Annotated in this window: 16 protein-coding genes and 1 pseudogene; 9 read left to right on the top strand and 8 right to left on the bottom strand. The window is 54.6% G+C overall.

What is annotated here, in order from left to right:
• The first annotated feature begins 13 nt into the window (after positions 1 to 13).
• From AC6IZD_RS11470 to AC6IZD_RS11445, 6 genes are read left to right on the top strand one after another with little or no spacing between them, the layout of a single operon-like run.
• A complete protein-coding gene (locus AC6IZD_RS11470; protein ID WP_497783448.1) occupies positions 14 to 2,107 on the top strand; it encodes a chemotaxis protein CheA in 2,094 nt (697 codons plus the stop codon).
• The gene (locus tag AC6IZD_RS11465) at positions 2,104 to 2,946 is read left to right on the top strand and encodes a CheR family methyltransferase (RefSeq protein WP_497783447.1); all 843 of its coding nucleotides are present in this window, start codon (positions 2,104 to 2,106) and stop codon (positions 2,944 to 2,946) included. The genes AC6IZD_RS11470 and AC6IZD_RS11465 overlap by 4 nt, the downstream gene beginning before the upstream one ends.
• Positions 2,947 to 2,952: 6 nt before the next feature.
• The gene (locus AC6IZD_RS11460) at positions 2,953 to 3,471 is read left to right on the top strand and encodes a chemotaxis protein CheD (RefSeq protein WP_497783446.1); all 519 of its coding nucleotides are present in this window, start codon (positions 2,953 to 2,955) and stop codon (positions 3,469 to 3,471) included.
• Complete coding sequence (locus AC6IZD_RS11455) at positions 3,453 to 4,268, top strand: response regulator (RefSeq protein WP_497783445.1); 816 nt, start codon at positions 3,453 to 3,455, stop codon at positions 4,266 to 4,268. Before AC6IZD_RS11460 ends, AC6IZD_RS11455 begins: the two co-directional genes overlap by 19 nt.
• Positions 4,269 to 4,272: 4 nt before the next feature.
• Positions 4,273 to 5,337, top strand: a complete 1,065-nt coding sequence (locus AC6IZD_RS11450; RefSeq protein ID WP_497783444.1) for a protein-glutamate methylesterase/protein-glutamine glutaminase — start codon at positions 4,273 to 4,275, stop codon at positions 5,335 to 5,337.
• 9 nt (positions 5,338 to 5,346) lie between these two features.
• Positions 5,347 to 5,730: a response regulator gene (locus AC6IZD_RS11445; protein ID WP_497783443.1), complete on the top strand. Its 384-nt coding sequence runs from the start codon at positions 5,347 to 5,349 to the stop codon at positions 5,728 to 5,730.
• A 62-nt stretch (positions 5,731 to 5,792) separates the two neighbouring features.
• On the opposite strand, the gene AC6IZD_RS11440 is transcribed toward AC6IZD_RS11445, so the two are convergent.
• The 4 genes and pseudogenes from AC6IZD_RS11440 to AC6IZD_RS11425 all read right to left on the bottom strand — a co-directional run bounded on the left by AC6IZD_RS11440 (position 5,793) and on the right by AC6IZD_RS11425 (position 7,669).
• Positions 5,793 to 6,437 carry an OmpA/MotB family protein gene (locus tag AC6IZD_RS11440; protein ID WP_497787578.1) on the bottom strand — a complete coding sequence of 215 codons (645 nt, stop codon included), beginning with the start codon at positions 6,435 to 6,437 and terminating at the stop codon, positions 5,793 to 5,795.
• Positions 6,438 to 6,470: 33 nt separating this feature from the next.
• Positions 6,471 to 6,590, bottom strand: a pseudogene (locus AC6IZD_RS11435) (flagellar motor protein MotB); the annotation flags it as partial.
• Positions 6,590 to 7,396, bottom strand: coding sequence for a flagellar motor protein (locus tag AC6IZD_RS11430; RefSeq protein WP_497783442.1), 807 nt, complete (start codon positions 7,394 to 7,396; stop codon positions 6,590 to 6,592). The gene AC6IZD_RS11430 and the pseudogene AC6IZD_RS11435, both read right to left, overlap by 1 nt.
• Complete coding sequence (locus tag AC6IZD_RS11425) at positions 7,397 to 7,669, bottom strand: flagellar FlbD family protein (protein WP_497787577.1); 273 nt, start codon at positions 7,667 to 7,669, stop codon at positions 7,397 to 7,399.
• Positions 7,670 to 8,210: 541 nt separating this feature from the next.
• Here AC6IZD_RS11425 and AC6IZD_RS11420 point away from each other — a divergent pair.
• The 3 genes from AC6IZD_RS11420 (at position 8,211) to AC6IZD_RS11410 (ending at position 11,295) form a co-directional block, all read left to right on the top strand.
• Positions 8,211 to 9,056: a flagellin N-terminal helical domain-containing protein gene (locus AC6IZD_RS11420; RefSeq protein ID WP_497783441.1), complete on the top strand. Its 846-nt coding sequence runs from the start codon at positions 8,211 to 8,213 to the stop codon at positions 9,054 to 9,056.
• 72 nt (positions 9,057 to 9,128) lie between these two features.
• On the top strand, positions 9,129 to 10,778 hold the full coding sequence (gene fliD / locus AC6IZD_RS11415) for a flagellar filament capping protein FliD (protein ID WP_497783440.1): 1,650 nt from the start codon (positions 9,129 to 9,131) through the stop codon (positions 10,776 to 10,778).
• Positions 10,779 to 10,824: 46 nt separating this feature from the next.
• Complete coding sequence (locus AC6IZD_RS11410) at positions 10,825 to 11,295, top strand: flagellar export chaperone FliS (protein WP_497783439.1); 471 nt, start codon at positions 10,825 to 10,827, stop codon at positions 11,293 to 11,295.
• 71 nt (positions 11,296 to 11,366) lie between these two features.
• Here AC6IZD_RS11410 and AC6IZD_RS11405 read toward each other — a convergent pair whose 3' ends face one another.
• From AC6IZD_RS11405 to AC6IZD_RS11390, 4 genes are all read right to left on the bottom strand, one after another.
• Positions 11,367 to 16,154 carry a YDG domain-containing protein gene (locus AC6IZD_RS11405; protein WP_497783438.1) on the bottom strand — a complete coding sequence of 1,596 codons (4,788 nt, stop codon included), beginning with the start codon at positions 16,152 to 16,154 and terminating at the stop codon, positions 11,367 to 11,369.
• Positions 16,155 to 16,362: 208 nt separating this feature from the next.
• Positions 16,363 to 16,689, bottom strand: coding sequence for a PilZ domain-containing protein (locus AC6IZD_RS11400; RefSeq protein WP_497783437.1), 327 nt, complete (start codon positions 16,687 to 16,689; stop codon positions 16,363 to 16,365).
• A 149-nt stretch (positions 16,690 to 16,838) separates the two neighbouring features.
• The gene (locus AC6IZD_RS11395) at positions 16,839 to 17,489 is read right to left on the bottom strand and encodes a response regulator (protein WP_497783436.1); all 651 of its coding nucleotides are present in this window, start codon (positions 17,487 to 17,489) and stop codon (positions 16,839 to 16,841) included.
• Positions 17,490 to 17,678: 189 nt separating this feature from the next.
• Positions 17,679 to 18,608 carry a DMT family transporter gene (locus AC6IZD_RS11390; protein WP_497783435.1) on the bottom strand — a complete coding sequence of 310 codons (930 nt, stop codon included), beginning with the start codon at positions 18,606 to 18,608 and terminating at the stop codon, positions 17,679 to 17,681.
• Positions 18,609 to 18,708 lie beyond the last annotated feature (100 nt).

The raw sequence follows: 18,708 nt of genomic DNA, 5'->3' as shown, positions 1-18,708 counted from the left end.
CTCTGAAGCTGAGATGCGGCAACTTCTTGATGCAATGGCTGCGCGATCCATGTCAGCGATTGCTCCAGCGAAGGACGAAATAGCCGAACTCCTCAAGCAGCTCGACTTGTTCTCCCAATTTGCATCAACCGCGGGGGCGCTGGAGCTCGCTCAGCTCACTACCTCCACTCGTGATGCTCTTGCCATAGTCCCGGCCGAGGAGTTCTTAGTTCACTTCCGCGACGCAGTGACTCAAGTACAGGAAACCATGGAAAGCGCATTTCAAGAAGCCGCACAAGAAGAATCAATTGCGGCGGACCCGGAACTGGTAAGCGACTTCATTGTCGAATCAAAGGAACACCTCGTCGTAACGGAAGAGCAAGTGCTAGCGCTGGAAAAAGATCCTGCGGATGCGGAGGCCGTGAATGCAATCTTCAGAGCGTTCCACTCGATTAAGGGCTTGGCCGCGTTTCTGGACTTCACGCGCGTATATCGCCTGTCGCATGAGACCGAGACGCTCTTGGATCTCGCGCGAAACCAGGAGATGGCGGTAACTCCGGAAGTTATCGACGTAATCCTCTCGTCAGCGGGATTTCTCTCGCGGTGCTTGGAGGCGATTGAGGGTGGCAAGCTCAATTCATTGCCGCCGGTTGATGAGCGCATCATTGTGCAAATCAAGGAAGTCATCGAACACGCCTCCGCACAGACTTCGTCGGATCCGGAAGCCACTGAGCAAAGCGTTAGCGTCGAGCAGCCCTTGGTTGAGGGGGCAAATGAGGTTCCGTCGGAGGCACCGAGCGCTCCGTCACCCGAAGCCGCTATAGATGTTGCAGCCGCGCCTGTCGTGCAGCCTGCGCCGGCGGCAGCGCCGAAAAAAGCTGCGTCGCCCGTTGCGTCGCCCCCTGAGCCGCAGCCAGGGAAAGCTCCTGAAGCTGCAGCTTCCGAGCAGCCGAGTAAGTCCGGTTCAAATGCGGAGAGACACTCCATACGTGTCGATACCGACAAGCTTGACTACCTGATGGATATGGTCGGGGAACTGGTCATCGCGGAATCCCTCGTGCGCACCGACCTCCAAACACATGAATCGAGCAATCTCGATCTGATGCGCAACATCACGCAGCTCGCGCAAATCACGAGTGAGGTTCAGCGAACCACGCTCGGTATGCGCATGATTCCCATCGGCCAACTTCTCCGCCGAACGAGCCTCATCATTCGCGATCTCGCAAGGAAGTTTGATAAGCAGGTCAAGATCGATCTTGTTGGTGAAGACACCGAAGTCGATAAGACCATCGTCGAGGAACTCGCTGACCCGCTCATGCACATCGTTCGCAACGCGATCGATCATGGAATTGAGACCCGCGACCAGCGAGCTGTCTCCGGGAAGAATCCGTCGGCAACCATTCGAATCGCGGCTGCCCATGAGGGCAGTCAGGTAGTCGTAGAGGTTAGCGACGATGGGCGCGGAATCAGCAGGGATAGAGTCCTCAAAAAGGCGAAAGAAAAGAAGCTCATCACAAATGATGATTTGACTGACGCCGAAGTGTTCGAACTGATCTTCGCACCTGGATTCTCGACGGCCGAAGTTCTTACTACTGTGTCTGGCCGAGGTGTCGGAATGGATGTCGTCCGCCGGCAGGTTGAAAAGCTGCGCGGCCGGGTCGACGTAGAGTCCAAAGAAGGTGTCGGTACGAAGTTCACGATCCGGTTACCTCTGACCAGGGCGATTATCGATGGTCTAGTGGTGAAGGTGGGCGGAACGCGTTACGTGATTCCGGTCAGCAGCGTGCGAGAAATCTTCCGGCCATCTCCTTCGACTTTGTCCAAAGTGCAGGGCAGGGGAGAGCTGGTGATGTTGCACAACCGGGTGCTGCCTATCGTTCGGCTGCACCGAGAGTTCGCAGTGTCGGGAGCCATCACCGATCCTACGGAAGCTGTGCTAGTGGTGGCGCAGTCCGAAGGTAGCCAGTTCTGTCTGCTTGTAGATGAGCTAGTGGGCAAGCAGGAAGTCGTAATCAAGAGTCTCGGCCAATTGCTGCACCAAACCCCGGGAGTGTCAGGGGCCACAATTCTCGGTGACGGAAGAGTCGGTCTGATCCTTGATATGCAGCAGATGGAAGTGCGCGCATGAGCGAAGCATCGCCGATTGGAAACCTGCAGGGCAACACTGCGCATGAGATCAAGCTGATCCAGCAGCTCGCATATGCACGATTCGGTCTTGATCTGAGGAGTGGCAAGGACGCTATGATCGCTGCGCGAATCGGGAAGATTATGCGCAGACGCAATCTTGGTTCTCTAACCGATTACTACAAGTACGTCACTGCAGACCGCTCAGGCGAAGCAATCACCGAGATGGTTGATGCTTTGACCACCAACTTCACCAGCTTCTTTCGCGAAAGCGCACATTTCGAGCTGCTGAAAAAGGAAATATTGTCATCGCCACGGAAGGGCGTCCTTCGAATCTGGAGTGCTGCATCTTCCTCTGGACAGGAACCCTATTCCATTGCGCTTTGTCTCCGCGATGCAGGGTTGACTCCGCAAACGGCAGAGATCGTTGCGAGCGACGTGTCCACCAAGGTGCTCGCTCAGGCACGCGAAGCAATTTACAGCGAGGCAGATGTTCAGACTATTCCGCCAGCGTTGCGCAAACGATATTTCGTCAAGGTCGGTACGAAGAAGCCTGATCAGTTAAGAGTGCAGGACGAGATTCGGCAGATGGTTCGTTTCCAGGCGCAGAACCTGATTGAGCCTTTGCAAATTAACGGAAGTTTCGACGTGATCTTCTGTCGCAACGTGATGATCTATTTCAATCGGGCAACTCAGCAGCAAGTGGTGCGCAATCTGCAGAGAAAGTTAAAGCCAGGCGGCTATCTGCTCATTGGTCATGCTGAGAGCCTAAATGGAATTGAACATTCGTTGAAATATGTAAGCCCATCCGTTTACCGCAATACATCTTCGAAATCTGAGTAGGTGTCGATGGCAACCCTGGTTGTTGGAATGGGTGACGGGAAAGTGTCAAGTAATCAGGAAGACATCCTGACTACCTACGCGCTTGGATCGTGTGTTGCAGTTATAACTCACGACGCAATCGCAAAGGTAGGCGGTCTTCTCCACCTGATGCTACCCGACTCGAAGTTGGACCTGAACAAGGCCAAAGAGCGGCCCTGGATGTTTGCAGACAGCGGTCTTAAGGAATTACTCGCAAGAATACAGTCGCTCGGAGCGGATCGCAAGAGAACGGTTGTCTGGCTGGCTGGTGGTGCCCAGACACTGCAAAACTCCGATGCCTTCAATGTGGGTAAGCGCAATTATCTGGCAATCAGAAAGCTGCTCTGGCAGGCGGGCTTTCTGGTACGAGGCGAAGAGGTTGGAGGTGCGATGACTCGCACTGTCCGCCTCGAAGTTGCGACCGGCAAGGTTTGGATAAAGAGCGGCAATCTGCAACAGAGTGGGGCGGGAAGCGAGGGGGACATTCAATGGCGCTTAATGTGTTGATTGCCGATGATTCGCCCATGGTGCGCAAACTTGTTGGACGAGTCCTTAGCTTGTCTGGGCTGGAGATTGATTCGTGTCTGCAAGCCGAGAATGGCAAACAGGCGCTTGAAATGCTTCGACAACAAAACTTCGACTTACTACTCACGGATATCAGTATGCCTGTGGTAACCGGTGAGGAACTTGTCCGTGAGATGAATCATGATGAGCGCCTGCGCAATGTTCCTGTCATCGTGATCTCGAGCGATGGTACGAACCGGCGAATTGCACGGATGTCGGAGCTCGGAGTTGCAGGGTATTTGCCCAAACCATTTCGCCCTGAGGCATTGCGTGACGAAATTGAGCGCGCACTCAAGATGCCGCGAATTCCGCGGGAAGTATTGCAGTCTGCCATCACGAATGCGGTCTCAAACACCTTCGAGAGGATGTGCTTTGCATCCGCATCTGAATGTGTCCCGGCTTCATATCAGCCGCTCGAAACTCCTGTTGGTGTTGCGATTGCATTCTCAGGATCGCTGAAGGGGCGCATGGAGATTTGGTCATCTCTCGAATTCGGCGACGCAGCGACAATGGACATTCTCGGAGAGCCCGAGGGAGATGCTGACGCGACTCAATCTGTCCTGCTGGAATTGGTAAACATAGTATGCGGTGCAACGCTGACTGAACTCGATCCCGCTGGAGAGTTCAAGCTTGAGAGCCCTGTGAAGGCTCCCGCCGACGCCCAAGGTGCCGAGCCCGAGAGCGGATACAGCATTGTGAATGATATCGGAAGCATGTGGATCAACCTCGTATTGGAATGAATGAATGCTAACCAGCGAAAAGATTCGTGTTTTGGTCGTGGATGATTCGGCAATCGTGCGAAAGATTCTCACGGACAGCCTGGCGAAAGAAGCCGATATTGAGGTTGTTGGAACCGCCCCGGATGCTTTCATTGCGAGGAAGAAGATTGACACGCTCACTCCTCACGTCCTGACGCTCGATATCGAGATGCCGGGAATGAATGGCCTCACGTTTCTCGACGGACTCATGCGTGAGAAGCCGATGCCGGTGATCATTATCAGTTCTCTCGCCCAAAAATCGTGTGCTGCAGCTTTAGAGGCACTCAGAGTAGGTGCCGTGGACGTGTTGCCCAAGCCTGGTGGCCCGTATTCTGTCGGGGACCTCGCCTCATCCCTCGCCGGGCGTGTGCGCGCCGCGGCGTGCGCAAGAGTAGCCAGTCGGGTGCCGCCAGCAAAGAAGATTGCCCCCGTAATTCCTGTTGTGGGTAGCAAGAAGTTAATCGCAATTGGCGCATCGACCGGAGGGACAGAAGCTATTCGAGTCGTGTTGGAAGCGATGCCGGAAAACTCCCCCGGTACCGTGATCGTGCAGCATATTCCGGAAGGATTCTCTCTTGCTTTCGCCCAGAGGCTGGCGAAGAGTTGCAAGGTTCGGGTACGAGAAGCAAAAGACGGAGATCGAGTCGAGACTGGGCTCGCGTTGATTGCTCCTGGCAACCAGCATTTGGTGATTAGCCGCCATTCCAGCGGTGGGTACTACGTGTCAGTTAAGGGAGGGCCGAAGGTTTGCTATCAGCGCCCGTCCGTGGATGTGATGTTTAACTCAGTTGCTGAGGTCGCGCGCGAGCACGCCGTTGCTGCTTTGCTTACCGGGATGGGAGCGGATGGAGCTCGCGGACTTCTCAATATCAAACAGAATGGCGGCATCACCATGGTGCAGGATGAAGCCTCCTGTGTCGTGTTTGGAATGCCAAAGGAAGCGATTCGCCTTGGTGCGTCTCAGCGTGTGCTACCGCTCTCTGAAATTGCGCACGCACTAGTAAGCTCTTCCGCCTCAACTAACTTGCCGTTTACGGCAGCGCACAGATAAGGAGTATCTATGTACAACATCCTCGTTGTAGACGATTCATCAACCATCCGGAAAATTATTCTCCGGTGCATTCAACACTCGAATGTCGCAGTTGGCAAAGTCCATGAGGCTGGCGACGGTGAGCAAGCACTCGCGGTCCTCGAACAAGAGAAAATTCACTTAGTGATGACCGACATCAACATGCCAAAAATGAACGGCATGGAGCTGCTCACCAAGCTGAAGGGTGACGATCGCTGGAAGAACCTTCCAGTATTGCTCATCACTACTGAAGGTCGAGTTGACACGGTGCTAGAGGCGGCAAACCTAGGCGCTTCCGGCTATGTCAAGAAGCCGTTCACGGCAGTTGACATTCAAGCGAAGCTCGAGCCACTACTCGCAAACGTTAGCGCCTAAGTTGAGTTGCAAGAGAAGCTAGATTGAGTCTGAAGCTGAAACCCGTAACGAAAGTTACGGGTTCACTTTTTCTCGCCAATTACGACCAGATCAATTCTTCGATTAGCCTTCCTTCCTTCTTCTGTGTCGTTCGGAAAGATCGGGCGATACTCTGCGTATCCGGCAACTGAGACTGCAGTCGGATCGAACCCGTAATCTCGCACAAGCATGATTACGACTTCAGTGGCCCGCGCTGTCGAGAGTTCCCAGTTGGACTTGAACTGGCTGGTATGGATCGGAACATTGTCGGTATGGCCTTCGACGCGAATCTCAAAATGCCGCTTCTCGAGGATCTTGGCCAACCGAGTAATCACCGGTACTGCTGACGGAAGTAGCGTAGCTTCGCCGCTATTGAAGAAGCCAATCTCTCGCAAGCTTACTACAAGGCCCTCGGGCCCGATTCTCATTTGAACTTTGTTGTTCTTGATCTCGTCGCCGAGAGCTTCCTGGAGCTCTTTCTGTAACTCTTTTGTGTCGACTCCCTCATTCTCGGTTGCGTTAGCCCCGACCTTTGATTTATCAGGTTGCACGACAACCACAGTCGCGGGAGCGGATATGTTCCCGTCAGCGCCCTTTATGATGATTGGTCCCCTACTCGGATCAAATGCGCTTAGTCCTCCAGTGAACACTCCGAGTTGCTGAAACGCGCCCTCGATAGCAGCGGCCACTTGCGCTGCTTTCTTTTTGTCAACCTGTGACGAGGCGTACAACACAACAAAGAACGCAAATAGGAGCGTAATGAAATCCGCATAGGAAATTAACCAGCGATCGTGATTCGCTGGTTCGGCAGGTTTGTTCCTTTTCCTTCTCGTTCTCCGCATTATGCTGGCACCGTGTCACCTTCGGGCTCTGACTGCCTAGCCCTACGCGACCGTCTGCGTTCATCCATGCCTAATAGGCCGTTCAACTTCATCTCGAGCATTCGCGGATTCATTCCCTCCAGGATCGAGCTCACTCCTTCCACGATGATTTCGCGAGTAAGCTGCTGTTGCCGGAGCCTGATTTTGAGTTTTCCGGCCGCAGGAAGGAAGAAGATGTTTGCACACGCAACACCGTAGATGGTTGCTACAAATGCTACAGCCACGCCGCGGCCCACTTCATCTATGTTCTGCAGATGTTGCATGACCTGTATCAGTCCAAGAATGGCGCCGATGATGCCCACCGTCGGCGCGAAGCCTCCGGCTGACTCATAGACCTTCGGAATCTGCTCATCGTGCTCAGCTCTCGTGTCGAGCTCTGTTTCGAGCATGCCTCTGAGTTCTTCTGGATTGGTCCCGTCAACGGCCAACATCAGAGCCCGCCTCATAAAGGCGTCACTTACCCGATCAAGGTCCGAATCGAGAGACACGATCCCGTTCTTTCGAGCTTTCTGCGTGAAGCGAACCAAGTCACTAATTATCTGGTCCGGGTCGCTGCTACCTTCCATAAAAACGAAGCGGGCATGTAATATCGCACTCTTCACCATTGAAAGAGGGAACTGCACCATTACGGCGCCAATCGTTCCGCCAAGGACAATGATCGCCGCGGTAGGTTGCAGAATTTGGGCTATCTTGCCGCCTTCGAGGATTAGCCCCGTGAGGACGCCGCAAATTGCGATCAGAAGTCCGAAGAATGTGCTCTTATCCATTTATCTTTCCTCTGTATCTAGGCGGGCACGAAAACTAGAAGGGTGCACAGTGGCATCCTGCGATGTCTGTTCTGAGCTGCCGTGGCACCTCGGAGTGAGAATGCTCTGCCGAAACGAAATGACCCGTGCCACAACTTCTTCGGGGTCCTCGTTGACCACGAGTTTCTCCCCGGTTGTGAGAGTTATAACGGTGTCAGGGGACTTTTCGATCAGCTTAATAAGATCAGAATTAATGATCATAGATTGACCGTTCAGACGGCTAAGTACGATCACGGCGCGGTCCACCTACTTTCCTGGACGTACAGCTCTGGGGATTGTGTATCGGCAGATCGCTCTAAATCTTCAAGACAATTTGTGAGAGGCTCTCATCGAGACGCAGTCGTGGAAAGTGTTGATGCGTCGCTGTGGTTTTGCCGATAGATAGGTCGGCCTAAGAGACGCCCGCAAAACGTTCCACAGATGGAAACGTGGTTCGACTAAATAGCGGAAAGTACCGAGATACAAGAAGGTGCAGAGTCTGAGCAGCGCCACTAGCAGTCACGAGAAGCGACTTCTTCATAGTGACTTTAGACCTCCTGATGGCCTGGCGGCTCTTCACCGCCAGGCCAATACTCATCAAAACTAAACCTTCTGGCTGAGATTTCTCATTCTCATGCACCGAAGTGTGACTCAAATCGCGAACGGTTTAATCCCTTTATAAATTTTCTAAAGTCTCCGAGGGAACTGCCGATAGATAGGCCCATCAAAACGGATTCCCTGCTCATGGCGGCTTTGCCGCACAAACAAAAGCAGGCGAAGCAAAAGGAGCTTTCCTATGTCAATGAGCATCTTGAACAACATTTCGTCGATTGCAGCGCAGAACCAACTTGCACAGACCTCCGCTTCCTTGCAGACCACGCTTGGCCGGTTGTCCTCTGGTTCGAAAATCAACTCCGGTGCTGATGACGCCGCGGGTCTTGCAATTGCCAATGGGTTGCAGGCGAACACCACGGCTTTGACTCAGTCTGCACAAAATGCCACTGACGGCGTTGGAATGTTGCAAGTTGCTGACGGCGCGCTCTCGCAGGTAACAACCCTCCTGAACCGCGCAGTCACCCTGGCGACCGAAGCCGCGAACGGCACTGTTAGCACGTCGCAGCAGAAAGCACTGGATAACGAATTCACCGCGATCAAGGCTGAAATCGACCGTATCGGTGGCAACACCACTTACAACGGATCCAAGGTATTCTCGGGCACCACGACCAGCGTGTTCATCAGTGACGGAACCAGCGTCGGCGCCAGCACAATCGACGCCACCGTTGGAACGCTCCAGAGTTCGGCGATTGGTTACAGCGCCACCACTGCAACGAATATCTCTAGTGACGATCTGACCAGCGTCTCGAATGCGACTGCCGCCCTTACCGACATCACCGCTGCCATCGGGAACATCGCTGGCGATCGCGGCAAGATCGGTGCAGCCATCAATCGTTTGCAGAGTGCAACGAACGTCGTCAATAACCAAGTTCAGAACCTCACGAGCGCTAAAGACAGCATTAGCTCCGCGAACATCGCTCAGGAAGTCGCGAACATGACGAAGTTCAACATCCTGCAGTCCACCGGCATGGCCGCTCTGCAGCAGGCCAACCAGTCCCAGCAGTCGATCCTCAAGCTGCTCCAGTAATAACACGAGTAATTCAACGGCCTGGCAGTGGTAGCACTGCCAGGCCAGAAATATGAAGGGAGAAGCAATCAAATGTCTTCAACGACTGGAATCAATCTGAGCGGCATCAATCTGACCAATGGGCAGGGAGTCGATGTTAATTCACTGGTCAATCAATTGGCCACTGCCGCCAGTGTCCCAGTCACGCAGTGGCAAGCGCAACAGACAAACCTCAAGGGGGCGATTTCCGACCTGAATGTAATGCAGACGAGTATCACGAAGCTGTGGGCCGACATGAATGATCTCAAGGACGCTGGTGGAGCCATTGCCTCAAGATCAGTGACGTCGTCCAATACCTCGATACTCACCGCAACTGCTTTGTCAGCATCGGCTGTTGGGAATCATGTCTTGGTCGTCAATAATCTCGCGACCACGTCGTCCTACTACACTAACCAAGCCTCTAGCGCGAGCGCCCAGATCGCTACTGGATCATTCACAATTCAGGTGGGTTCTGGAACTGCAAAAACGGTCACCATCGATAGTACGAACAACACGCTGGCCAAGCTTGCATCGACTATCAATGGTATGCAGATAGGTGTGAATGCCAGCGTCATCACAGATACCAACGGCGCCAGGTTAGCGCTCGTAAGCCAGAATTCAGGCGCGACTGGCGATCTGACCATTTCTTCTGACGCTCTGCAATTCACGGGAGGCAAGTCGAATGGTGTCGCCAGCCCCACCACCCAGATTGCAGCGGGCACCTTCAACATCACTGTTGGAAGCGGTACCCCAACCACCATCACCGTCGACAGCACGAACAACACCCTTGATGGTTTGGCCGATTCGATAAACCAGCAGGGAATTGGCGTGACGGCAAGTGTGGTTAGCAACTCCGATGGAACCTACAGCTTGTCGCTCCTGAACGAGTCCACTGGTGACGCAAGTGGCCTGACGGTCTCTAGTCTCTCAAGCAGCCAACTGCAATTTACAAAAGCGGCAACTGGAACCAATGCATCGCTTACCGTGGATGGCGTCCCAGTGAGCAGTTCGACAAACAAAGTCACTGGTGCTATTAACGGAGTCACTTTCAACCTCGCCGGAGCTAACCCCGGAACGGAAGTTAACGTATCCGTCACGCCGGACACGTCTGCAGTGCTGAAAGTGATGAACAGCTTCGTGACCGACTACAACACCATCATCGGTCAGATCAACACGGAGTACGCATACGACTCAAGCTCGAACAAGAGCGGCCCATTGTCAGGAGACACGAACGTCGCCCTCTTACAAAATCAGTTGCTTGCTGCTCTGTCCTATTCCGGGGATTCGACCTCGGCGATCAAGACACTGTCTGATCTCGGGATCACGATGAACAATGACGGCACGCTTTCGGTCGATTCCGCAGCTATGTCCAATGCTGTGTCGAGTAACTACAGCGCCGTTCAAGAGTTCTTTCAGGGCGACGGTACCGGAACCAGCGGATTCGCTACGATGCTTGCTCCTCAGCTCCATTCCGTCATTGACGTGGCTGATGGATCCTTCACGCTGGACATCAAGGGCTTGAATGCGTCTGTCGCAAGCTTGCAATCGCAGATCGACGATTTTCAGACGTATCTAACAAATCAGAAGGCGGCGTGGACAGCGCAGTATAACAAAATGAATGTTCTGCTCATGCAACTGCCGGCTCAGCAGCAAATGATACAGGCGGAGTTGGGCAACGCCGATTACGCGAACACCGGGAAGTAGGAACCCATAGCAGAATTGAATGATTAAGGTTCGGAGGTAGATACAAATGAGTTGGGGACAGTCGGAACTGCAATATCGCCAGGCGGCCGCCTACAGCACATCGCCGATCGGAAGCGTTTTGATGCTCTACGATCAGCTGGTAAAAGACTTGAGACGGGCTTCCGCTGCGACGCGTGTAAAAGACTTCGAGGGCTGCGCTCGTGAAGTCAAACATGCTCTGGCGGTAATTCAGCATCTCGAAGGCTCTCTCGATCGCAATACTGGCGAGCCAGCCGTCCCTTGGCTGATTCGCTTCTATTCGCAACTCCGCATTAAGGTCATGGATGCTCAAGTGAAGTGTTCGCCCGAAGCCCTCGAGGCGCAGTGCGCCGAAGTCCTTGATGTTCGCAGTGCGTGGCAAGAGTTGGAATCCAGAACCAATTCCGCAGCAGCGCCTGCTCAGCCCTCGACGAAGGTGCAGATGTCGCACGCACAAGTCGGCGAAGAGGAAGTCCCTCATTCCTCGTGGTCAGCATGATACCGTCATATAGTTCTAATAAGAAAAGGCCGTAGCCATCAGCTACGGCCTTATGTGTTGTTTGGGACAGACTACTTGGTCATGAAGTACGCCTCGAGCTTACTGCCATCCTGCGTCGTCATTCGCACAAGGAAGCACTGCCCCCCGCCTTTCGGCGTCTGCCAGTTTTGGATGAACTGTCCACCCGTCAGGTCGTAGCGCAATGACGTAGAACCGCTATTCACAACGTAGTCCACAGGATCCTCAACCCCAACGCCGTTGCAATTCACTGTGTATAGGGTTATGGACTTCCCGTTCACCACCGATGGATCCGTGCTCTGACCGGTCCCCGTCAAAACATTGAACTTCACGGGCACGGTCGATCCACCTTTGATCGTGTTCCATACAACCACATTGGAACCAGGCGCCATGGGAGTTACTGGTTGATAGAATCCCGTGAGCGTCCAGGCCTTGATGGTAAATGTGGCGGTGTTATAGGTGATGCTGTAGTTGCCTAGCACCGATGCCGGGCTCAACTGAGCGCTGATCGTATAAGCTCCGACAGTTTCACCCGAATTGCGAGTGTACGTGGCTGTCACGTTGTCTGCGGCCAGGAACCCCGTGAGCGTACCCGTTGTGAGCGGGTTCGGGTCAGCGAGCCCAAAAACCTTGCTGGCTGCGTTCGGAGTTACAGATGCGTTCTTCGGAGTGATATCTGCATGAGTCAGCACAGTCGAACTCGCCAGTTGATAATTCGCCTGATCGGTCCCGCTGATGCTAACTCCCGTAATCGTCACGCTCTTCCCCGTACCGGCATTTGCATCAGAGAAGCTTGCCGCTGAGTACGAGAGCAATAGCACGTCGTTTGTGACTCGGTCATCGCTCAGACTGACGGCCGCGGCAGTTGTACCGTCGTAAACCTTGTTCTGAGCGGTTGCACTCACAGTCAGAGTACGAGGGGTGATATTTGCAGTAGTAGAGATGGTCGAGCTCTCCAGTTGGTAGTTTCCTGCGTCAGCACCTCCGCTAATCTGAAGTTTGACTGACACTGGCTTCGCTGTGCCAACGTTCTTGGAGTCGAAGCTCGCGTCTGATGTCACTGTCAATGCATCACCAGCAACGCGATCATCACGCAGCGTTACGGCTGCAGTTGTTGTGCCATCGTAAGTTTTGTTTACTCCCGTCGCCGTCACCTTCAACTCACGTACCGTAATGTTCGCGGTCGTAGTGGCGGTTGCGTTTACCGTGTAATTGCCTGCATCAGTTCCATTCAATGCCACGCTGGCCGAGACTGTCTTCGCCGTACCGACGTTCTTTGTATCAAAAGTTGCGCTGATAGCCGAGCAGTTCACGGTGTCAGTGCTGATCTGCCCTGCCAGAGTGCATGAATTGATCGTGGCTGTCGTACTGCCGTCGTACACCTTGTTTGCCGCCGTTGCCGATGCAGTGATCCCGAGCGGTGTGATGTTAGCCGTTGTTGTCGCAACTGAGCTTAGCAGGTAATTCATCGCGTCAGTTCCCGACAAAGTGGCACCGTTCAGCGACACGGTTTTTGCATTGCCGACGTTCTTGTCAACGAATGAAGCGGTTCCCCCGGTCAGCGACACCGAATCGCCACCGACTGCTCCCGAAACCGTACGAGCCGAAACCGTTGCAGCGGCCGTACCGTCATAGACTTTGTTCTCGGAGGTGAAGTTTCCGGTAACCGAGAGTGGAGTGATATCAGCAGTCGTCTTTGCAGTATTGTTTACCGTGTAGTTCGCAGCGTCCGCACCGCTTAGGAGTACGCCAACAGCAGTCACGGCCTTGCTGGTGCCGACATTCTTAGTATCGAAGCTCGCGCTGCCAGTCGAGCAGTTCACGGTATCTCCAGTGATCTGCCCAGACAAAGTGCACGACGTGATCGAGGCCGCTGTTGTGCCGTCATACACTTTGTTTGCTGCTTTCACTTCTGCCGTAATCGCCAGAGGCGAAATGTTCGCAGTTGTCGGAGAGACCGAACTCAGAAGGTAATTGCCTGCATCAGTTCCTGCAAGCGCCGCTCCGATCAAGGTGACAACCTTCGCGTTACCCACGTTCTTGTCAGTGAATAAAGCGGTTCCTCCAGTAAGTGATACCGAATCCCCACTGATCGCACCCGAAATCGTGCGAGTCGAAGGCGTCGCAGCAGTTGAACCGTCATACACCTTGTCTGCCGCCGTGAACGCTCCAGTAACCGTAAGCTGAGAAACGTCGGCCGTTGTCGTCGCGGAGGTGTTTACGGTGTAGTTGCCCGAGTCCGCGCCACTGAGTGTCACTCCAGTTGCCGACACGGTTTTTCCCATACCGACATTCTTGGTGTCGAACGCCGCGGTTGCTACAGAACAACTCACGACGTCACCCGAGATCTGTCCTGTTAACGAGCATTTCACAGTTGCAGCACTGGTGCCATCATAGGTTTTGTTGTCAGCAGTAACGGCAGCCGTAATGCCCAAGGGAGTGATGTTCGCGGTTGTCGTCGCCACTGAACTAAGCACGTAGTTCCCGGCATCCGCGCCCGCAAGCATGGCTCCGGTCAACGTCACCGCCTTTCCTGTGCCGACGGTCCTATCGCCGAAAGTCGCCATGCCTCCCGTGAGTGAAACGGAGTCGCCCGTAATTGCGCTAATCAGCGAAGTTCCAGTTACAGTGGCCGCAACGGAACCGTCATACACCTTGTCCTTTGCCGTAAACGCGCCTTTGATCGAAAGCGGCGTGATGTCCGCAGTCAGAGATGGCCGGGCAAGCGTGTAGTTTGCAGCACTCGTACCCGTTAGCGCCAGTCCCACAATTGTTACAGTCTTCACTGTGCCCACATTCTTATCTGCGAAGGAGGCGCTTGCTCCAACTGTGCTCAACGTAACGGCGTCCGAACTCACTATCCCTTGCAGTGCGGCATTGCTCAGGTTCAGCGTGGCAGTTGTATTCCCGTCATAGATTTTGTTCGCTGCTGAGATCCCGGTGACCGAAAGCTCCTTGCCTGTCACTGTCTGGCTTATCGTGGGGGAAGTGCTGCTGTGGAAGTTCCTGTCGCCGTTGTAGGTCGCGGTAATCGAGTGAGGACTGCTGCTCACACCCAATGCGGAAGACGAGCAACTACCAGTTGCGGTCGCTCCGCTCGCAGTCAGACTTGCGATTGTGCAAAGGACATTGCTGCCGTCCTTCACATCAACGGTTCCCGAGGGTGTGCCTGTGCCGCCAGTCCAGGAGATGGTGGCAGTAAAAGAGACCGTTTGGCCATAGATGGACGGATTGGGCGTCGATGTAATCGCGGTAGTGGTATCGACAGCAGAGGGCGTCAAGCTGAAGTTCGCGCCCGTTACCGTGCCCTGGTTGCTTGCATTCAAGATGACATACGTTGCCGGAGTAAAGCCGGGAGCAGTTGCAGTAAGTACGATCTCGTTGGCACTGTTTCCAGCGAAGCTGAGCTTATTGCCTCCTGCAAACGAGTACGCGCCATTGCTCGCCGATGTCGCGGTTAGCGGCGTTGCGGAATTGCACCCAGATGTGCAGGTGATGGTCGCACCCGAGATAGCCGTTCCGGAGTTGGTTCGCACCGTTCCCGACACAGAAGTTAAATTGCCATCTGTAAATATGTTCTGCGCTTGAATTCCAGACGTCAGTCCAACGGCAGTCAAGTGGTAGCGGGAGTTGAGGTCTGAAGGTGTGGGTGCGTACCCGCTGAAAACGAAGTTGCCATTTGAATCTGAAGTCACCAAGTAATCCGGGTAATCAGCAATCGTCTGGTTGACCCACTCATGCAGGTGCAACGCAACCTGTTCGTTCGGGGCGAAACCATTTCCAGTCATCACAACCGGTGTACCGGGGGCGTAATCGCTTTGATCTGTTGTGATCGTGGCGAAGCCGTAGAACTCGCCCGATGTGGCCGGCACTCCAGTGCCGCCACCCGCAAATGCAACTCCCGTTAGCCCGGTCGCAGAGAGGAACCCGCCGTTGTGATTCACCGCACTGCTGGTCGTCACGAAGAAGGCACCCGCGGTGTTGTTGCGCCACGGTTGCAGCAGGTCTACAGCACTTCCTCCGGTTCCGCCCGTCACAAGGATGCTTCCATTGTTGGGGAGCAGCATCGCCAGGTGGTGACTGCGAGGCGTGCCACCCCAAACCGTACGGAATGCATTTGTCCACTGACTGTAGATTTCCGCAGAACCTAAATCGTTCGCACCGTCGTTCCCTCCAATAACGGCCACTCCATCGTAGGTCGCCGTCGCAGTTGCATAGGCACGCGGAACTACCAGATTGGGACCGACTGCCGTCGACCCTGTGCCCGAGTTGCTGTCGTAAATGAATATTTCAGTTGAGGCAAGCGGCACACCATTTTCGTCCACGCCACCAGCGATAAGGACTTTGCCATTTGGTGTTGCGGCGACCGCTGCACCAGAGCGCGGGACAATCAAACTGCCTGCGGTCGTGAATGTCTGGGCCACAGGGTCGAACACGATCAACAAGCGCACGCCGCCGTAACTACTCTCGCCGCCTGCAATGACGACGTTGCCATCTGACAATTGCGCCATCGCATGGTTCGCACGCGCCTCGCTAATAGTGGAGTTCAGCATGATCCAGGCGCCTTGTCCGTTATTTGCCTCTGGATAGAACACCTCTGCTGAGTTCGTGTATCCCTGGCGATCGCGACCGCCTGTTACCAGCACGAATCCACCCTTGAGCCACAGGGCGGCGTGTCCGCTTCGCGCAACATTCATGGAGGGCGCAGGCGATATCGTTCCGTCCGGGTTTACAAAGTCCGCGGTAGCTGTTGCTGTTCCGTCACTCGCTTCGCCACCGCTGATTAACATGCGACCGTGAGGCAATGCGACGGCCGCTGCTCCCGTTCGCGAGGTGCTCATTGAAGGGCTCGCAACCCATGATCCGGTCGCGACGTGTAGTGTTGAACTGGCGTGTAGGATGAGACCAAGACAGACTGCTACAGCGGCTATCACTGCATAACGTAAGGCGCGCATTCAGGTACTCTCCTTGAGCAGAAAACTCCGATGTGTCCCCGCGAGAAATCGCATCACGCTCGGGGTGCAAGGTCGGCTGCGTAGAGCCGGATCTTCATTGCGTTCGTTTTCGGTTTACAGGGAGTAAGTCATAAGCATCGAAATGCGCTGCGATGAACGTCGAAGAGCCATCGTTCCGAACCGTTCGCACCACGTGTGCCTTCGCACAAAGTTCGCAACGGTACTGGGTGCCGTTTGCGTCGAAGGGCATCTCAAGCTCGAACTGTGAGCCCACTCGAGCATCGCCCTCAATTGCAAACAGAACACCGGTTCCGCTTACATTGCGAACCCGTCCCGCTGACCAGGAATTCGCTCCCTGCATTCGGTAGCGCAGCAAAAGGGGGAGAGGAAAACGTCGTGATCGCTGGCGCCACCTTGCCATAGTGCAGGGGAGTCTATCCAGCTACTCTGGTTAGGTAAATTGCTCTGGGGTGGAACGACAAATGGCACGAGGGTAGCAGGTATAGCTACGACCTAAGTAGTACGTTGAAGATATAGCTGTCGAAAGGCAAGGGCAACGCTGCAACGCGATTACCGCGAGTGAATGAGTCGATGGTGCATCGCGTAAAGGCACAGCTCCAGACGATTAGAACATCCCAGCTTGTCGAAGATATTCGTCAGGTGACGCTTGACCGTGTGCTCGGCAATGCCGAAGCGGGCCGCGATGTCTCGATTGGAAGCCCCTGCCGTAATCTCTGCGACCACTTCCAATTCACGAGCGGTAAGACGCTCTTTCACTTCCGCCCGCCGCTGACTTGACTCTGCCCACTCGCATAGAATGTCGCGCTGCACCCATAGCTCCCCACGGTGCACGCAATGAATGGCTTTAAGGAATAGGTCCGGAGCCGCGTTCTTCCCGATCAGTCCACGCGCGCCTAAATGAAGCGCCTGAACGGCCTCGTCGCGCTCCATGTTTTCAGTCATGAGCAAGATTTTTGTATCGAAGGACTTGGTGCGCGAGGCAAGCTTGGACAGAGCTTCAGTTCCACTGTGTTCCGGCATCTGTGAATCAAGCAGCAACACGTCAGGCCGCAACTTTTCCGCGGCAGTGATTGCGCCAGCCGTGTGTGCAGCTTCGCCAACCACCACAAGCTCTTGGTCAGTCTGCACCAGATGCCGAAGACCATCGCGAAACACAGGATAGTCATCAGCGATCACTACTGAGATCCGGTTATCCCCCATGCTCGGCCCCGCTCCAGAATCCAGAGTGCATATGAGAGTACCCGAATCTCGAATCTAAGTGAATCTCAATTCGCCGGTGTGCTGTCCTTATAAACAGCGTTAGGCATGATCGTTCTCAAAGTTCAGACATGGGCTTGTGCTGCATGACTCCACTTGCCCCACTTCGAGTTGACCTCTGAATAAGCTCGCCTATTGTTCCGCAACTTCTGCAGGTTGATCGCTTGCGGCGGTCTGGCTTTGCGTAGTCAGCATCACTGCTGCCACCAAGATCAATGTGCCTCCAACCCAGGCACTCGGGCCGAGCCTTTCTTTCAGAATAACCACTCCGAGCAGACTTCCCACCAATGGCTCGATATTCAGTAGTACGCCAGCTTGCGACGCCGGGACCTGTGTCATTCCCCAGTTCCACAGCAGCGTAGTGGTTGCCGTGCAGAGCACGCCACTCGCCGCTAAAGCCAGCCACGCTTTCATCGAAACGTTCGCAACCGGCGGCAATCCATACCGGATCGGAACCCAGACTGCGAGCATCGCCGTCCCTGAAAACAGCCCGTAGGCCGTCACCATGATCGGACTATGCCGTGTCACTAGGCTCTTATTCAACAGCACCCAGAAGAGCGCGACCACAAGAGAAAGCACAACCAGCAGATCTCCAGTGAGCGAAGCCTGACCCGACCCGGAGTGGTTCCTTCCGCCCAAAGCGATCAGCGCCGCACCGCACGTCGATGCGCACAACGCAAGCCATCCCGCGCCGGATAAGCGCTCATTTGCGAATATCGTCGCGCCCACCGCGAGGATCACTGGCATGGTTCCCACCATCAGTGAGGCGTGGCTCACGGTCGTGAGCGAGAGCCCGAGGAATTGAATCAGGAATTGAAGCGGCACACCCAGAAAGGAGGCGATCAGTAGCAGCGCCCATTCACGGCGGCGCAGCCCCGATCGATTGCTTACCAGGAACGGACTCAGCACTACGATTGCAAATAAGAATCGATAAAGCACCATGTGCGCGAAGCCCATTTCAGCCAGCGCAATCTTGCCAAAGAAGAATCCGCAGCCCCAAAACGAACTTGCCAGTGCGCAGGCTCCAAAACCTAACGCCCGATGTTTCTGTACTTCAGCCATACAAACAATCTCGCACACTTTCGCCCATCTGTTCACCGACATGTTGCGATTTGCGAACGCCGTTCTGCGCTCGTTGGGGCCGGAAGGTTCGACCGGGTGC

It is taken from the genome of Koromonas humicola (genome assembly GCF_059726255.1).
Note: the sequence above shows the minus strand (reverse complement) of the source record. Positions and strands in the feature narration are given on the sequence as shown.

Excerpts from the sequence above, each read along its gene's own strand:
- AC6IZD_RS11470 (WP_497783448.1), top strand. The coding sequence starts at position 14 with ATGCGGCAACTTCTTGATGCAATGGCTGCGCGATCCATGTCAGCGATT.
- AC6IZD_RS11465 (WP_497783447.1), top strand. The coding sequence starts at position 2,104 with ATGAGCGAAGCATCGCCGATTGGAAACCTGCAGGGCAACACTGCGCAT.
- AC6IZD_RS11460 (WP_497783446.1), top strand. The coding sequence starts at position 2,953 with ATGGCAACCCTGGTTGTTGGAATGGGTGACGGGAAAGTGTCAAGTAAT.
- AC6IZD_RS11455 (WP_497783445.1), top strand. The coding sequence starts at position 3,453 with ATGGCGCTTAATGTGTTGATTGCCGATGATTCGCCCATGGTGCGCAAA.
- AC6IZD_RS11450 (WP_497783444.1), top strand. The coding sequence starts at position 4,273 with ATGCTAACCAGCGAAAAGATTCGTGTTTTGGTCGTGGATGATTCGGCA.
- AC6IZD_RS11445 (WP_497783443.1), top strand. The coding sequence starts at position 5,347 with ATGTACAACATCCTCGTTGTAGACGATTCATCAACCATCCGGAAAATT.
- AC6IZD_RS11430 (WP_497783442.1), bottom strand. The coding sequence starts at position 7,396 with ATGGATAAGAGCACATTCTTCGGACTTCTGATCGCAATTTGCGGCGTC.
- AC6IZD_RS11420 (WP_497783441.1), top strand. The coding sequence starts at position 8,211 with ATGTCAATGAGCATCTTGAACAACATTTCGTCGATTGCAGCGCAGAAC.
- fliD (WP_497783440.1), top strand. The coding sequence starts at position 9,129 with ATGTCTTCAACGACTGGAATCAATCTGAGCGGCATCAATCTGACCAAT.
- AC6IZD_RS11410 (WP_497783439.1), top strand. The coding sequence starts at position 10,825 with ATGAGTTGGGGACAGTCGGAACTGCAATATCGCCAGGCGGCCGCCTAC.
- AC6IZD_RS11405 (WP_497783438.1), bottom strand. The coding sequence starts at position 16,154 with ATGAGCACCTCGCGAACGGGAGCAGCGGCCGTCGCATTGCCTCACGGT.
- AC6IZD_RS11400 (WP_497783437.1), bottom strand. The coding sequence starts at position 16,689 with ATGGCAAGGTGGCGCCAGCGATCACGACGTTTTCCTCTCCCCCTTTTG.
- AC6IZD_RS11395 (WP_497783436.1), bottom strand. The coding sequence starts at position 17,489 with ATGGGGGATAACCGGATCTCAGTAGTGATCGCTGATGACTATCCTGTG.
- AC6IZD_RS11390 (WP_497783435.1), bottom strand. The coding sequence starts at position 18,608 with ATGGCTGAAGTACAGAAACATCGGGCGTTAGGTTTTGGAGCCTGCGCA.